The 15,473-nt window shown below is 64.0% G+C and carries 17 protein-coding genes; 8 read left to right on the top strand and 9 right to left on the bottom strand.

The genetic code is table 11. The features are described 5' to 3' along the window. Positions 1-134: 134 nt before the first annotated feature. The 3 genes from LB568_RS16985 to LB568_RS16995 all read right to left on the bottom strand — a co-directional run bounded on the left by LB568_RS16985 (position 135) and on the right by LB568_RS16995 (position 3,193). Positions 135-785, bottom strand: a complete 651-nt coding sequence (locus LB568_RS16985) for a dihydrofolate reductase family protein (RefSeq protein ID WP_140572022.1) — start codon at positions 783-785, stop codon at positions 135-137. Between the two features lie 111 nt (positions 786-896). Further along, a complete protein-coding gene (locus tag LB568_RS16990) occupies positions 897-1,751 on the bottom strand; it encodes a protein-L-isoaspartate O-methyltransferase family protein (protein WP_224730701.1) in 855 nt (284 codons plus the stop codon). Positions 1,752-1,828: 77 nt separating this feature from the next. Beyond that, complete coding sequence (locus LB568_RS16995) at positions 1,829-3,193, bottom strand: Nramp family divalent metal transporter (protein WP_013893616.1); 1,365 nt, start codon at positions 3,191-3,193, stop codon at positions 1,829-1,831. A gap of 232 nt (positions 3,194-3,425) precedes the next feature. Between LB568_RS16995 and mntR the strand changes: the two genes are divergently transcribed. Both mntR and LB568_RS17005 read left to right on the top strand, forming a co-directional pair. Continuing rightward, complete coding sequence (gene mntR, locus LB568_RS17000; protein WP_013893617.1) at positions 3,426-3,875, top strand: manganese-binding transcriptional regulator MntR; 450 nt, start codon at positions 3,426-3,428, stop codon at positions 3,873-3,875. Positions 3,876-3,969: 94 nt separating this feature from the next. Further along, positions 3,970-4,158, top strand: coding sequence for a hypothetical protein (locus tag LB568_RS17005; RefSeq protein ID WP_013893618.1), 189 nt, complete (start codon positions 3,970-3,972; stop codon positions 4,156-4,158). Positions 4,159-4,183: 25 nt separating this feature from the next. On the opposite strand, the gene LB568_RS17010 is transcribed toward LB568_RS17005, so the two are convergent. Then, a complete protein-coding gene (locus LB568_RS17010; RefSeq protein ID WP_224730702.1) occupies positions 4,184-6,274 on the bottom strand; it encodes a hypothetical protein in 2,091 nt (696 codons plus the stop codon). Positions 6,275-6,461: 187 nt separating this feature from the next. On the opposite strand from LB568_RS17010, the gene LB568_RS17015 reads away from it, so the two are divergent. From LB568_RS17015 to LB568_RS17025, 3 genes are all read left to right on the top strand, one after another. Continuing rightward, a complete protein-coding gene (locus LB568_RS17015) occupies positions 6,462-7,385 on the top strand; it encodes a neutral zinc metallopeptidase (protein ID WP_013893620.1) in 924 nt (307 codons plus the stop codon). 156 nt (positions 7,386-7,541) lie between these two features. Next, complete coding sequence (locus LB568_RS17020) at positions 7,542-8,807, top strand: TCR/Tet family MFS transporter (protein ID WP_140572026.1); 1,266 nt, start codon at positions 7,542-7,544, stop codon at positions 8,805-8,807. Further along, complete coding sequence (locus LB568_RS17025; protein WP_224730703.1) at positions 8,804-9,721, top strand: aldo/keto reductase; 918 nt, start codon at positions 8,804-8,806, stop codon at positions 9,719-9,721. Before LB568_RS17020 ends, LB568_RS17025 begins: the two co-directional genes overlap by 4 nt. A 226-nt stretch (positions 9,722-9,947) precedes the next feature. On the opposite strand, the gene carA is transcribed toward LB568_RS17025, so the two are convergent. After that, complete coding sequence (gene carA, locus LB568_RS17030; RefSeq protein ID WP_224730704.1) at positions 9,948-11,153, bottom strand: glutamine-hydrolyzing carbamoyl-phosphate synthase small subunit; 1,206 nt, start codon at positions 11,151-11,153, stop codon at positions 9,948-9,950. Between the two features lie 275 nt (positions 11,154-11,428). Between carA and LB568_RS17035 the strand changes: the two genes are divergently transcribed. From LB568_RS17035 to LB568_RS17045, 3 genes are all read left to right on the top strand, one after another. Then, positions 11,429-11,881 carry a GatB/YqeY domain-containing protein gene (locus tag LB568_RS17035; protein WP_013893624.1) on the top strand — a complete coding sequence of 151 codons (453 nt, stop codon included), beginning with the start codon at positions 11,429-11,431 and terminating at the stop codon, positions 11,879-11,881. A gap of 254 nt (positions 11,882-12,135) precedes the next feature. Next, entirely contained in the window at positions 12,136-12,375 is a 240-nt protein-coding gene (locus LB568_RS17040; RefSeq protein ID WP_013893625.1) for a hypothetical protein, read from the top strand. 42 nt (positions 12,376-12,417) lie between these two features. Continuing rightward, entirely contained in the window at positions 12,418-12,633 is a 216-nt protein-coding gene (locus tag LB568_RS17045) for a hypothetical protein (protein ID WP_224730705.1), read from the top strand. Between the two features lie 62 nt (positions 12,634-12,695). Here LB568_RS17045 and LB568_RS17050 read toward each other — a convergent pair whose 3' ends face one another. From LB568_RS17050 to LB568_RS17065, 4 genes are all read right to left on the bottom strand, one after another. Beyond that, positions 12,696-13,136: a DUF2267 domain-containing protein gene (locus LB568_RS17050; RefSeq protein WP_013893627.1), complete on the bottom strand. Its 441-nt coding sequence runs from the start codon at positions 13,134-13,136 to the stop codon at positions 12,696-12,698. A 102-nt stretch (positions 13,137-13,238) separates the two neighbouring features. Then, complete coding sequence (locus LB568_RS17055; RefSeq protein WP_224730706.1) at positions 13,239-14,240, bottom strand: NADP-dependent oxidoreductase; 1,002 nt, start codon at positions 14,238-14,240, stop codon at positions 13,239-13,241. Between the two features lie 60 nt (positions 14,241-14,300). Next, complete coding sequence (locus LB568_RS17060; RefSeq protein WP_140572030.1) at positions 14,301-14,657, bottom strand: SPW repeat protein; 357 nt, start codon at positions 14,655-14,657, stop codon at positions 14,301-14,303. 261 nt (positions 14,658-14,918) lie between these two features. Next, positions 14,919-15,467, bottom strand: coding sequence for a DUF6496 domain-containing protein (locus tag LB568_RS17065; protein WP_140572031.1), 549 nt, complete (start codon positions 15,465-15,467; stop codon positions 14,919-14,921). Positions 15,468-15,473 lie beyond the last annotated feature (6 nt).

The following is a 15,473-nucleotide window of genomic DNA, read 5'->3' on the forward strand; positions in this document are numbered from 1 at the left end:
CCTCAGTCTTCTTGCCCGCCTGATTGTGCCTGTCTTGCGGTGGTGCGTTTCGCGGAGGGCTTCCCCCACTCCGTCGCCGCTGCGCGGCGCCACCTCTCCCCCCTCCGGAGGGAGAGGAAAGGTGCCAAGTTTTGTTACTTCCAGTTCTTCCGCCGCTCGAGCTCCGCGTCGGACGGCTCCCCCGTGACAAACGAGCCGACCTCGATTTCGCCCGCGCGCTCGTAGGTGGCGATGATGACGCCGGTGCTGGTGGCCTGCGACTTGGCAAGCTTGAAGGCGGCCGGCATCGCGTCATCGCCGAACAGGCGCTTGCCCTTGCCCAGCAACAGCGGGAAGATCATCAGCCGGATCTCGTCGATCAGCCCGTTGGCGAGCAGGGTCTGGATCAGATCGGCCGATCCCTGGATGAGCAGGTCCGGTCCATCCTCCTGGCTGAGGCGGCGCACCGTCGCGATGATGTCTTCCCCAAGCGATTGCGTGTTCTGCCAGGTGAGGGTGTCAGGCCGGTGCGTGGCCACATATTTGGTCGCGGGGTTGAAGGCGTCCGCGATCGGGTCTTTCTGATACGGCCAGTACGCGGCGAAGATGTCGTAGGTTCTGCGGCCGAGGAGCAGGGCGAAGGGCTTGGAGAAGAGTTCATCCATCGCCGCGCCCCCCACCTCGTCAAAGTAATGGAAGGTCCAGCCGCCGAAATTGAAGCCGCCGACCGGATCTTCTTCCGGACCGCCAGGCGCTTGCATGACACCGTCGAGGCTGACGAAGGTGGCTGCGATGATCTTTCTCATTCGAATGCTCCCGTTTCTCCAATCCATGCCGTCGTGGCCGGACTCCAGCCCCAAGGACGGGCGATCGGCGGTCAATCCGACAGGGCACGCGAAATTCCTGGCGGCCCTCCGTCATTTCCGGAGTCTGGAGCGTGGTGCCGCATCGAGACCTTTCGACGAGAACCAGACGTCGCTGAAGATCGCGGTGGCCGTGCGGTCCGGTGTCTTGTCGCTGGTCAGCCAGATGGAGCGGCTGCGCGTCGCCTCGTCGCGGGTCGGAATTTTTGCGGCAAGCTCTGCAACCGAGGCACCGAAGCATGGGATGAACCAGGAGCGCATGAAGGGATCGCAGGCGAAGCCCTTTTCGGTACGGGTCACCATCACCGCCAGCGGCACGCGCTCGGCCGGGCGCCAGGGAAAGATCATGCGGCCGCCTGGGCGCAACGCCTCCAGCCATCCGGCCGGAGGGGCGACGACGCCGGCGTTGACATAGATGATATCGGATGGCGGCAAGGGCGCGGTCACGGCATCGCCATGGACGGCGGTCGCGTTGCCATAGGCTTCGAGATTCTTGCGTGCCAGGTCGGCCAGCCTGCCGTCGAGTTCGAAGGCGGTGACGGTGCCGTCAGGTGAAACCAGCCGGGCCAGCAAGGCGGTGTAGTAGCCGGTACCAGCGCCGATGTGAGAAACGGCCTCACCGGGCTTCGGCGCCAGCTTCCCGATCCACATGGCGTGCAGGAACGGCTCGCCATTGTTGATGCCCTTGTCGGCATCGAGCACCACCAGCACGTTCTGGTAGAGGTGCGCCGGGTCGGCGCTCGGCGTCGTGACCTTGCCGTTGCCGGCGATGATCGTCCACGGCCCTGGGCCGAGGAATGCTTCGCGCGGCACCTCGGCGAACACCTCTCCCAGGCGCGGGTCGGGCGAGGCGGCATTGGCCGCCATCAGCCGCGCGTAGAATTTCCTGATATCCTCGATATTGCTCATGGCAATGCAGAGATAGCGCGGGCCGGCGATCTGTCGCGGATTACATGCTCAGGAACGTGCGAACTGCCGGTGAAACCTCAGCCGACCCCGAACATCGTGTCGTAGAGCAGCTTGAAGTTCAGCACCAGGATGATCGCCGCGACCACCCAGGCAAGGGCCGCGACAGCGCGCGGAATGGCAAGGTTGCCCATCTTCTTCTTGTCGGAAACGAACTGCACCAGCGGCACCACCGCGAAGGGCAGCTGCATCGACAGGATCACCTGGCTGAACACCAGCAGCTGGCCGGTGCCCTTTTCGCCGTAGAGCGCGGTGACGACCACCACCGGGATGATGGCGAGGCCGCGGGTCAAAAGCCGGCGCGCCCAGTTGGGGATGCGCAGGCGCAGGAACCCTTCCATGACGATCTGGCCGGCGAGCGTCGCCGTCACCGTCGAGTTCAGGCCCGACGCCAGCAGCGCCACGGCAAACAGGATGGAGGCGATGCCGAGGCCGAGCAGCGGCGACAGCAACTCGAAGGCCTGGCCGATCTCGGCGACGTCGTGGTGGCCGGTGTCGTGAAAGGCGACCGCCGAGACGATCAGGATCGCGGCATTGACGAACAGCGCCAGCATCAGGGCGATGGTGGAGTCCGTCGTCGCCCATTTGATGGCGTCGCGCTTGCCCTTCTCGGTGCGCTCATAGGCACGCGTCTGCACGATCGAGGAGTGCAGATAGAGGTTGTGCGGCATCACCGTGGCGCCGATGATGCCGATGGCGATGTAGAGCATCGCAGGATTGGTGACAATTTCGGAGGACGGCACGAACATCGCATGCAGGATCGTGCCGGCCGGCGGCGCGGCGACGAAGATCTGGATGGCGAAGCAGCTGAAGATGATGATCAGCAGTGCAATGACGAAGGCTTCGAGATAGCGGAAGCCCTTGTTCATCAAGAGCAGCACCAGGAAAGCGTCGAGCGCCGTCAGCATAGCGCCGCCGATCAGCGGAATGCCAAACAGTAGCTGCAGCGCGATCGCGGTGCCGATGACTTCGGCGAGGTCGCAGGCGATAATGGCGAGCTCGCAGGCGATCCACAGCACGAAATTGACCGGGCGCGGGTAGTAGGCGCGGCAGGCTTGGGCGAGGTCGCGGCCGGTGGCGATGCCGAGCCTAGCGGCCAGCGCCTGAAGCAGGATCGCCATCAGGTTGGACAGCATGATGATGAACAGAAGCGTGTAGCCGAACTGCGCGCCGCCGGCGAGGTCGGTGGCCCAGTTGCCGGGGTCCATATAGCCGACCGAAACCATGTAGCCGGGGCCCATGAAGGCGAACAGGCGGCGGAACCAGACGCCCGAACTCGGCACGGCGATCGAGGAATTGACCTCGCGCAGGCTGGGCTGGTCGTCCTCGTCGCGCCTGGCGAACCGCCATGCGGAACGGGAGGCTGTGGCTTCTGCTTCTGACATGGAAAGGCTTTCCGACACGTCCGGGAATATCCATAACCTATGCCATGGCTCAACATTATGCAATAGGCTATATTTCATTGTATGTGCTTTTTATCCGATGCCCCGAAGCGCTGGTGACAGACGCAATTGGGAACGCCGGTTGCGCCTGTGGGGGAATGCAAATAAACGGCCTGAAGAATCAGAGCCCGTGCTATAAAGCAGCAACGGCTAAACTCCCGAGGAGGAGCGCGCATTGGCGCTGAAGAACAGACCGGTCCCGCGCGAGCCACTGCCTGACGCCGACGTCCATTCGGAAGGATTCCGGCAGCAGCGCCAAGCGCGCCGCAGCGCGCTGGTCGAGGATTATGTCGAGCTGATCGCCGATCTGATCGAGGACGGCAACGAGGCGCGCCAGGTCGATATCGCCGCACGACTCGGCGTCGCCCAGCCGACGGTGGCCAAGATGCTGACGCGGCTGTGCGCCGACGGGCTGGTGTCGAGAAAACCCTATCGCGGCGTGTTCCTGACAGAGGCCGGCCGCAAGGTCGCCGAGGAAAGCCGCATCCGCCACCAGACAGTGGAAGCTTTCCTGCGCTCGCTCGGCGTCAGCGCGGAGACGGCGCGCATCGATGCCGAGGGCATCGAGCACCATGTCAGCGCCGAGACACTGGAAGCGTTCCGCAAGGCGATGACGGCGCGCTGAGCCGCGCCAGCCGCTCCCCGAGCCGCCGGAACCGTCCGATGTCATGCACGTTGCTCCTGGGAGCGCGCGATGTCGCGCGCCAAGGGAGGAAGCGATGGGCATTGAACAGGCACCGACGGCGAAGGGCAAGCAGGCGGCCAGCGGATTGAAGCAGGCGGCTGCGAAGGACGAGCGCAAGACCGAGGCCGAGATCGGTCACCCCCTGAAGAAGGGAGCGGCGCGTTTCGAAGAGCGTTCGAAAAGCTCGGACGGCAAGAGCGCCGGCGCCAAGCAGAAGGGGTAAGTCCGTTGCGCGATGCAGGGTTGGTTCACTCGCGAACATTCTGCACCCAGCTACGGGGGTGGCCGTCGACGCGGAACTGGAAGATGAAATAAGGCGGGATGCAGGTGCCTTCGCCGGGCTTGGCTTCGGCCAGGTCGTCATAGCCGGCGGTGCAGATATAGTCCTCGCGGCAGGGATGCGCCTTGTCGCAGGCGCGCAGGCCGGCGGTCTTGGTGAATTCCCTGGTGCAGAATTTGTGATCCTTGCCCGAGGCGATGCAGTCGTTGAAGCCGGTCTTGGCCAGCCGGCCGCAGGTGGCCTCGTCGGGAAGCTTGTCGCAGGTCGCCTTGCGCAGCATGCCGCCGGGAAAGCCGCCGGTCTTCTGCTGCGGGTTGTCGTAGCGTTGACGCGCAGCACCGTATCCGGCGAGCTTGACCACCGGCTTCTTGTCCTTCGCGGGGTCGATGGCGCAAGCCTTGGCGGTGGCCGGCGAGAGACGGCAATACTGGTCGCTGCCCCATGTCGACATCTTGATCTCGCCGAACTCGACTGGGTCGCCGACCGCGGTGCCCTTCTCGCTGACGCAGGTGCCGAAACCCGGGTGGATGTCGCTTTCGTGGACGCCGGCGCAGCGCAGGCCGGCGCCGCAGGTCCAGTCCTTGAAGCTTGCGTCCTTACCGCTATAGCAGATCGAGCCCCAGCCATTGTAGAGGTCGGTGCCTTTCAGCGCCTCGGCATATTTCTGGTCGGGACGGGCGGCGAAACCCCTGGTGAAATCCGGATGACCGCCGGCGGCGAACTGCTCGACAATGGCGCGGCGGCGCGGCAGGTCGGCGAAGAAGACGGCCGAGCCAGGCACGAAGACGGCATTGCGGCGCGGCTCGCTGGCCGGGTCGGCGCCGGTGTAGTGGAAGCCGGCTATACCGTGCGTCTGGTGGCAGCCGGTGCAGCTCATCTCGTTCAGCCGCAAGTCGAAGCCGGCCACGGACTTGATGGTGGCGAGCGTATTGCCCTTCGCCACATAGTCCTTCAGCGCCTTGTCGATATCGGCATCGTCGACCAGCCCATAGGCGATGTTGTTCTGCGACCGGCTGAGGCCTCCAGGCGCGACCGAAACGGCGCTTTTGGCCAGGAATTTTTCGTCGATGACCAGCCGGCCATGGTCCAGGTCGTAGATGTTGCGGTCGGTGAGCAGCCATTTGGCGAAGGCCGGCTTGTCGGCCAGCACCGTCGCCCGGTCGATCTGGTTCTCCATCCTCGATTCGTAGAAGCTCGAGGTCGCCGGATTCCATTTGAAGATCTTCAGGAGATACTCGGCGTGACCGCCGAAATCGCGCCGCGTCGAGGCCGACAGGCGCAGCACCTGCATGTTGAGTTCGAGCCGCATGATCTGCGAGGAATTGAGCATGGCGCCCGACAGAGGGCCTTCGTCGGAGCGCAGCCAGGCGGCAAGCTGTTCGGGCGGCAGGTCCTTTTGCCCGGCGGTCAGCCAGCGCCGGGCGACGTCGGCGCAGGACACATCGGTGATATCAGGCAGATCCTTCGAGGCGCGGGCCTGCGCCTGCTTCGGCTTGGCGTTGAAAACCAGGCTCATGGTCAACGGCAGGCGCGAGGAAATGCGCTGCGCAGTCTTCCCCCCGATTGGCTTGCCCTTGGCCGGCTTTTCCGCAATCGAATAGTGGAAGCGGTAGATCAGCCTGATCTCGCCGCATTCGGTGTGGCCGAGATAGCCGCGGTCCATGCGGTTGACGATGCCGGTCAGGTCGAGCGTAGAGCCGTCGTCGTCGATGTATTTCGGATTGAATTTCTGGCTGGTGTCCTTCGATTTCGCCATGGCGGCGACATAGGGGTCGGGGCTGGTCTTCGGCTCCTCGGCGATCTCAAGCTTGACCGTGTCGCGCACCGTGGCCAGCGCCGGCACCGAAAACAGGCCGCGATTGTCGACCTCGCGGGTGAGGCCGAGTGCCGGTCCGAGCAGGCGGCTGATCGAAAGACCGTCGCGCTCCAGCGCCTGCAAGGTGGCGGGATCGGTGACGGCAACACTGGAATCGAGCGTCACCGCGCCGGCATCCATAACGCCAAGACAGAGCAGGGTCGCGAGCAGCGACAGGAATCGACCGATCGTCTTCACTCTCACGCACCCCTCCGTTGCGGCGATGCTACAGGCCTTCGCCGGTCCCGGCCAGTGCACTGAAGCCGTCACGCGGGCGCTGCCTCGGCCGCTGAGAAATGCTGTGACTTGGCGCAACCATTGGGATATTTGTCTGGTGGGTTGAGCCGGCCGCACCGGAGCAACGAGGACGTTTACATCACGGGGAGTTGCCATGCTCTGGAAAGGCCGTCGTCAGAGTGACAATATCGAGGACGACCGCAGCGGGGGTGGCGGCGGTGGGCTCGGCGGCGGTGGCGGCCAGTTCCGCCTGCCGATCGGCGGCCGTACCGGCGGCGGCGGCAGCATCTTCCTCGTCATCCTGGTGGTGCTGGCCGGATGGTATTTCGGCTTCGATCCCTCAGCGATACTGGGCGGTGGCGACGGTGGGCTGCTGCCCGGCGGCGGTGGCCAGATCACCGACAACAGCGGCGGCCAGGACAGCGGGACCGCCCCTGCCAATGACGAGATGAAGCAGTTCGTGGCGACTGTGCTCGCCGAGACCGAGGATACCTGGACCGGCATCTTCAAGTCGCAAGGGTTGACCTATGAAGACCCGAAGCTGGTGCTGTTTTCCGGCCAGGTGCGTTCGGCCTGCGGCTTTGCCTCGGCGGCTGCCGGACCGTTCTATTGTCCTGGAGACCACAAGGTCTATCTCGACATGACCTTCTTCCAGCAGCTCGACCAGCAGTTCGGCGCTTCCGGAGAATTCGCGCGGGCCTATGTGATCGCGCATGAGGTCGGTCACCACGTGCAGAATCTCACCGGCATCATGGGCAAGTTCAACCAGATGCGGCAAGGCATGAGCGAAGCCGATTCCAACCAGCTGTCGGTGCGCATCGAGTTGCAGGCCGACTGCTTCGCCGGTGTCTGGGCGCACTACACCGGGCAGAAGGGCATATTGGAGCAGGGCGATTTCGAAAGCGCGCTCAACGCCGCCAAGCAGATCGGCGACGACACGCTGCAGAAGAAGATGCAAGGCTATGTCGTGCCGGAAAGCTTCAACCACGGCACCTCGCAGCAGCGGCAGACTTGGCTGGCGCGCGGCTACAAGAGCGGCAAGCTTTCGGATTGCAACACGATGAGCGGTGCAATCTGAGCACTCGATTCACGCCGGTAGCCTGACGGCGAACACGCCGTCAGGGGATGTCAGGATCAAACATTCCTGCCTGTTCCCGCATTGTTCCTTTTTACGGTCTCGCCTATAAGGTGCGTCCGCCCAGGCCCCGGGGCGGACAGAGGAGCTTGACCCGTCATGATCGATCCCAAAACCGCCAGGCGGGGCCTGGCGCTCGTTTTCACCACGCTGCTGCTCGACATCATCGGCTTCGGCATGATCATGCCGGTGCTGCCGGCCTATCTCAGGGAATTGACCGGCGTCAGCATCAGCGGCGCGGCGATCGAGGGCGGCTGGCTGTTCTTCGTCTATGCGGCGATGCAGTTCTTCTTCGCGCCGATCATGGGTGGCTTGAGCGATCGGTTCGGACGGCGGCCGATCCTGCTGGCCTCGGTGCTGACCTTCTCGATCGACAACCTGATCTGCGCGGTCGCGTGGTCCTACCCGATGCTGTTCATCGGGCGTGTGCTGGCCGGCATTTCGGGCGCCAGCTATTCGACGACATCGGCCTTCATCGCCGACATATCGAACGATGAGAACCGGGCGAAGAATTTCGGCCTGTTGGGCATCGCCTTCGGCGTCGGTTTCGTCATCGGGCCGGTGCTGGGCGGATTGCTCGGCACGTTCGGACCGCGGGTGCCGTTCTATTTCGCCGCCGGGCTTGCCTTCGTGAACTTCCTGATCGCGATGTTCTTCCTGCCGGAAACGCTGGATGAAAAGCATCGCCGCCGCTTCGAATGGAAACGCGCCAACCCGGTCGGCACGCTGCTGCAGATGCGCCAGTATCATGGCATCGGCTGGATCGGGCTTGTCTTCTTCCTGATGACGCTCGGCCACATGATGTACCCGGCGGTCTGGTCGTTCGTCTCCAATTACCGCTATGGCTGGAGCGAGCAGCAGATCGGCTTCTCGCTCGGCGCCTTCGGGCTGTGCGGCGCGATCATCATGGGCACGGTTCTGCCACGCGTCATCCCCAGGCTCGGCGAGTGGAGGACGGCGGTCATCGGGCTGACATTCACGGCGGCGAGCGCCTTCGGCTACGCCTTCGCCTCGCAGGGGTGGATGGTCTATGCGGTGATCGTCGTCGGCTGCCTGGAAGCGCTCGCCGACCCGCCGCTCCGGAGCCTCGCCGCCGCCAAGGTGCCGCCGTCGGCACAGGGCGAACTGCAGGGCGCGATGACCTCGATCTTCTCGATCACCTCGATCATCACGCCGCTGCTCTATACGGCGATCTTTTCCTGGTTCACCGGGCCAAGCGCGCCGGTGACTTTCGGTGGTGCGCCCTATCTGGTCGGTGCGTGCTTCCTGACGCTGGCGGTCATCGTCTTTGTCACCAAGGTGGCACGGCCGGCGGCGCGCATAAATGTCACCACCGGCGTCGCCGAAGACGGAGCACAGGTATGAGCCATGACAGCCGCATTGCGCTGACAAAGGACGTGTCGCTGTCGCGACTGGCCTTCGGTGCCTGGCGCCTTCTCGGCGGAGCCGTGCGCCCGGATGCCGATCAAGTCGCAAGACTGATCGGCAGCGCCGTCGATCTCGGCCTGACCAGTTTCGACCATGCCGACATCTATGGGCACTACGAGGTCGAGGCAGCGTTCGGCGCCGGGCTGGCGCGCTGGAAAGGCAAGCGCGAGCAGATCGAGTTGATCTCGAAATGCGACATCATGCTGGCGTCCGCCAACAGGCCGCAAAACCGGTTGAAGCACTACGACACCAGCGCCGCGCATATCACAGCCTCGGTCGACCGTTCGCTCACCAATCTCGGCACCGACTATCTCGACCTGTTGCTGCTGCACCGGCCGGATCCGCTGATGGATGCGGACGAGACGGCGGCGGCACTTGCCGCGCTGGTTAAATCAGGCAAGGCGAGGGCGGTCGGCGTGTCCAATTTCACGCCGTCGCAGTTCGACCTGCTGGCATCGCGGCTGCCGTTTCCCTTGGCCACCAACCAGATCGAGATGTCGGTGCTGAAGACGTCCGCGCTGACCGACGGCAGCCTCGACCACGCGCAGCGTCTCGGCTACGCGCCGATGGTCTGGTCGCCGCTCGGTGGCGGCTCGCTGTTCACCGGCAAGGAAGCGCGCGAGGCGCGGGTGCGGGCGGCGCTGGCGGCGGTGGCAGCCGAGATCGGCGCCGGCGATCTCGCCGCTGTCGCCATCGCCTGGCTGCTGCGCCATCCCGCCCGGCCAGTGCCGGTGCTCGGTTCGATGAACCCAGAACGTTTGGCCGCGATGGTCAAGGCGCTCGATATCGTGTTCGACCGCCAGCAATGGTTCGCCATACTGGAAGCCAGCGAAGGCCGGCCGGTGGCTTAGGATCGGGTGTTTGGGGAGCGAGGCTGCGAGATGTTTGCGCTGCCCCTCATCCGCCTGCCGGCACCTTCTCCCCGTATAGTGACGGGGAGAAGGGAGATCCGCCGTGACCTCGCCGCCCTCTTTTGCAACGTCGATAATTGGCGACATGTTGGCGACGGCGTCTTTCTCCCCGTCACTATACGGGGAGAAATGCCCGGCAGGGCAATGACGGGCGCCGTGGCGCCTCTTAAGCCCGCTCGGCCAGCAATTCCTCGCCGCGCTTTTCGCGGATCAGATTGACGAAGCGGCGGAACAGATAGTGCGAGTCCTGCGGGCCGGGCGAGGCCTCGGGGTGATGCTGGACCGAGAACACCGGGCGGCCGGCCAGCGCTATGCCGCAGTTCGAACCGTCGAACAGCGAGACATGGGTCTCCTCGACGCCGGCGGGTAGCGAGTCGGCGTCGACGGCAAAGCCGTGGTTCATCGAGACGATCTCGACCTTGCCGGTGGTGTGGTCCTTGACCGGATGATTGGCGCCGTGGTGGCCCTGGTGCATCTTGGCGGTCCTGCCGCCCAGCGCCAGCGCCAGCATCTGGTGGCCGAGGCAGATGCCGAACACCGGAATGTCGGTCTTGAGCAGATCCTGGATGACCGGCACGGCATAGTCGCCGGTGGCTTCCGGATCGCCGGGGCCGTTGGAGAGAAAGATGCCGTCGGGCTGCATGGCGAGGATCTCTTCCGAGCCGGTGCTGGCCGGAACCACGGTGACCTTGGCGCCGAGGCCGGAAAGCAGGCGAAGGATGTTGCGCTTGACGCCGTAGTCGATGGCGACGACGTGCATGGAGGGCTCGGCCTGTTCGCCAAAGCCTTCGTTCCACACCCAGGGCGTCTCGCGCCAGACCGAGGACTGACCCGAAGTGACTTCCTTGGCAAGGTCGAGCCCGATCAGGCCCGACCAGGCGGCGGCGCGACGCTTCAGGTCTTCGAGGTCGAAGACGCCGTCGGGCGCGTGCGCGATGACGGCGTTGGGCATGCCCTTTTCGCGGATCAGCGCGGTCAGCGCGCGGGTGTCGATGCCCGAAAGCGCGACGATGCCGCGCTTCTTCAGCCACTGGTCGAGGTGACCGGCGGCGCGGTAGTTGGACGGGTTGGTGACATCGGCCTTGAACACCGCGCCCACGGCGCCGGCGCGTGCGACCGGATTGAGATCCTCGATGTCTTCGCCGTTGGTGCCGATGTTGCCGATATGCGGGAAGGTGAAGGTGACGATCTGGCCGGCATAGGACGGGTCGGTGAGGATTTCCTGGTAGCCCGTGAGTGCCGTGTTGAAGCAGACTTCGGCGACAGCCGAGCCGGTGGCGCCAAGGCCGCGACCCTCGATGACGGTGCCGTCGGCCAGCACCAGCAAGGCGGTCGGCTTTTCGATTGCCCAGGCGGGCGTCATCTCGGCCATGTCGGCACTCCTATCAGGCCGCGCGCTTGCAACCGGCCCGTTGGGCCATCCGCGCGGCAAACGGCGCGAAGCGGCGAATTCGCGGCTCCCACGCAGTCAGGCTTCAGTTCATGCAAGGCTGAGTACATAGGGGAAGGGAGCAGGGCGGTCAACGATCATGCGAAATGCGGCGGCGATTTATTTCATCTAGCAATATCAGAGGCTTGCCGCGTGATATGAGGGTTTGCCTTGGCTTGTCCCCGGCGTTATTGTCCGCGCCGGCCGAAGGAGAAAGCATGATGCGCGGAAAAATCGCCGAATCCCTGAAGAGCGCGATGAAGGCCCAGGACAAGCACCGGCTGCCGACATTGCGGCTGATCCAGGCCGCCATACACGATCGCGACATCGCCAATCGCGGCGCCGGCAAGGAACCGGCCAGCGACGAGGAGATCCTGCAGATCCTGGCCAAGATGGTGAAGCAGCGCGAGGAATCGGCCAAGGCGTTCGAGGACGGCAAGCGGCCGGAACTGGCGGCGCAGGAGCGCGGCGAGATGGAGATTATCCGCGGCTTCCTGCCGACGCAGCTCGACGATGCGGCGATCGCGGCCGCGGCGCGCGAGGCGATCGCGGCCACGGGTGCCGCCAGCCAGAAGGACATGGGCAAGGTGATCGCCGCGCTGAAGCAGAAATATGCCGGCCAGATGGATTTCGGCAAGGCAAGCGGCATCGTCAAGGGGCTGCTGCAGTAGGGGCGCTGTCCATCATCCACCTCCGGAGCGATTTCAGCCGACCCGACTTGGTCGCCTCCGAACCCATGTCTTGGAGTTGAAACTCGGATACCGCCGAGTCACCAAATGGCGAGCAGCTTTCGGAACGATCCCGTCGCCTTGCCATTATCACCATGAGGACAGGCTCGGATTGGGGATGCCGCAACGGACCACTCAGATGACCCTGCGTCATCTCCTCAGCCTGCGACGCCAACACGAACATGCCGGAGGAAGCGATGACCGGACGCAGAACCCACGATCAGCAGATGCGCATCATTGAAGAGCGGGAAAATACCAAGAACGCCAGCAAGGATTTCGATGCGAAGGCGGACCTGAAACGGTCGCCAGCGGAACGTGAAGCGCTGCGCAAGGGATCGGACATGAGGACCGACACACCTGATCTCGTCGATCCCGACGATCGCAACATCCTTCGCGGCAAAAATCAGGAAAGCGTCCATCACAAGAACCGCAACTAGGCACCAACCCTGCAACATCTTGGCATGAATTGGAGGCAGCCCATGGCACGCGGTAGCAAGAAGCACATCGGAGCAGGTTCACAGGGAAAGGGGTCTGGCACAGGTGCCATGACTGTAACGCCAAAGGACAAGCTGGAAGAAAACCAGGTCCTTTCCAATCGCGAGAAGGCACAGCATTCCCGGGAACGCGGTCTGGACTCCAAACAGGTCGCGACCGAGCAGCGCCAGGACCATGCCGCAAACCGTTTGCGGGACTGACGCCCGGCAGCGCGCCAGTCCCGGGTCGGCTGGTTAGCGAGCCGCCGGATTCGGTGACGCCGCTACTTGGCGCCGACGCTCTCCGGCCAGAGCGCCTGGATTTCCTTCGGCAGCGCGTCCCGCACCTTGGCCGACTGACCAAGGTCGATATGCCGGGTAAGAACCCGGAACACCGAGCGCGCGGCATCTTGGGGATCGACAGGGCGGATCGATTTCAATTCCTCGTCGATATGCTGCGAGAAATCTTCCAGGGAGCGCGTCTTGTCCGGCTCGGCTGCGGGCCGGTAGTGGTCGTAATAAGCACCGCGCACCAAGAGCGGCAGTTCCGCCCCAAGCTTGGCCGCAAGTCCGATCTGCAGCCTGTCCCTTATGGTCCGCAAGACCGCACCCAATATGTGCCAGGCAATCCGCCGATCCGGCCCATGATCTTCCATGATCTCGTCGAGCCAGATGTTCGTTGTCTGCAGCGTCCTGTCGAAAACATCCAAACCGGTAGCGCTCATCGTCGCCTCCTCGTCAAATTCATGTCCGGTCCCGAAACGATGGTTGGGGACAATCGTTTCGTTGTCCGTCGATAAAATTGCCTCGGCGGCCCGGCCAGGCTGCTACGCGGACACCTCGAGCACGATCTTGCCGCGGACATGCTCGTTCTCCAGCCGCTCCTCGGCCGTGGCGACCTCTCCAAGAGGATAGGTAGCCTGCACGAAGGGGGTGACCTTGCCGGCGTCGATAAGGCGGCCAATCTCCGCGAGCTGCGCCGCATTCGGCTCGGCCACATAGGAGACGCCACGCGCCCGATGCAAGTTTGCCTTTTCCTGCGAAGGTTGGGAAAGCGTGGAAACGAGTGTCCCGCCTGGCTTGAGCACCTCCCAGGAGCGGTCCTGCGTGTCGCCCGCGATGAGGTCGAACACAAGGTCGACCTCATCGACGACCTCTTCGAAACGCTGGTTCCTGTAGTCGACCGTCTGATCGGCGCCAAGCTCACGGACGAAGACGACATCCTCGGCCGAAACGGTTGTCGCGACGAACGCACCCGCGGCCTTGGCCAGCTGGATCGCCAGATGACCGACGCCGCCGGCGCCGCCATGGATGAGTACCCTTTGGCCGGATTTGAGGCTTCCATGGTCGAACAAGCCCTGCCACGCGGTGATGCCCGCAAGCGGCACCGCCGCGGCTTCGACGTGGCTTAGACGATCCGGTTTGGCGGCCGCCTCCGTCGCCTTGACCACGACGTACTCGGCATTGCCGCCCCGGTCCTGACCAAGCATGGCAAATAGCTCGTCGCCCTTCTTCAGCGTGTGCGCCCGCGTGCCGCATATTTCCACCGCGCCGGACACATCGCGCCCGAGCGTGACCGGCAGAGCCTGGTTCCTCGAACCTTCGCGGATCTTGTAGTCGACCGGATTGACGCTCGCTGCGCGGACCTTGAGCAAAACCTCGTCGTCAAGCGGCTGAGGCAAGGGGACTTGTTCGATGGAAAGAACCTCAGGCCCGCCAAAAGCATGGATACGAACTGCTTTCATATCGACACCTTCTCTGTCACGCATGGCTCGGCTGCGGGTTGCCGTTAGCAACGGAGCGGCCGGTTGCCGGCGCTCCGCGCTCATTTACCCATCATCCGCCAGCCGGCGTTTCCAACGTCATCGGCGATGAGCAGGCCGGTCCTGCTAGGCCGCGGACTGCGTCGGAGGGTTCTGATGCATCATCCAGAGCTCGATCGCAGCCAGGACCGCGACCAGAACGCCGATTACAACATGCACGCTCATAGCCGTGGTTGCCTGGAATCCAAGCACCCAGGGAGACACGAGTACCCAAAGGCCCACAACGAGGTTCAGCCACTCCTCCCAGACAGCAAAGGCGGCGAGGGCGGCGATCGAAAGTACGACGATCACTATTCCGCTGCCCATGGCATTCTGGGACTGCGTTCCCGACGCGAAGGCGAATAGCCAGGGAGACACGAACAGGATTGCTCCTAGGATCAGATTTGCAACGTCACAAAGCTTGGCGTTTGACCACTGGTTCATGATTTTTCTCCATCAAGCGTGCTTTCCACGCTTCCGAAGCTCAGCTGGTCGGCCTTGAGACCGCCGGTCAAATCGCGGCAAGGCTGCAACCAGACTTGCCGGCCTACTAACTGGGCCGGCTCACTAACTGGGCTGGCTTACTAACTGGGCTGGCTTACTAACTGGATTGCAGTCCGTCGGTTCCAATCGACAAATCTGGAGCGCAGCCAGGCGCGTTTCGGCCCGCTGGATCCGTCCGCGAGGCACAAATGCGATCTTGACCTACGCGTGGTGTGTCCGCGTTCTGGCCGACTTCCGCGCCGCCTGCTTCCTGCCGCGGGTGCCCTTGGTGCGCACTGCCTTGCGTGCGGCGGCGGAACGACCGGATGCACCTTTCGTCTCGGCCGCCTTCTCCGCGGCAGCCGAGCGTTCCTCGGCCGTCCGGCGCGAGGCCGCGCGCTTGGCCTGCTGCGACAGCGCCTCGTGCGATGCCGTGTTCTTCGGCTCGCGCTCAAGCACCTTGGAGACCGCTTTCGAGACTCGCGGCCGGCGTTTCGGCTTGCGTTCGCCCTGGCCAGCCTCATACGCATATTCGGCGCTCTTGCGCGTGCTCTCCTTCACCTTGCCCTTCTCGGGCGGGGGCAGGTCCACGCCTGCCCGTCTCGCCTCGGAAAGTCCGATGGCGATAGCCTGCTGCGTCGAGCGTGCGCCATGCTTCCCCTGGCGGACCTTTTCGATTTCGTCCCGCACAAACTCGCCGGCTTGCGTGCTCGGCGACTTGCCCTCGCGCTTGTCCTCTCGGGCCTTCTCCATGATTTTCTTGTCAGGCATTGTCAT

This window comes from Mesorhizobium sp. B263B2A, assembly GCF_020165775.1.
Lineage (GTDB): Bacteria > Pseudomonadota > Alphaproteobacteria > Rhizobiales > Rhizobiaceae > Mesorhizobium > Mesorhizobium opportunistum.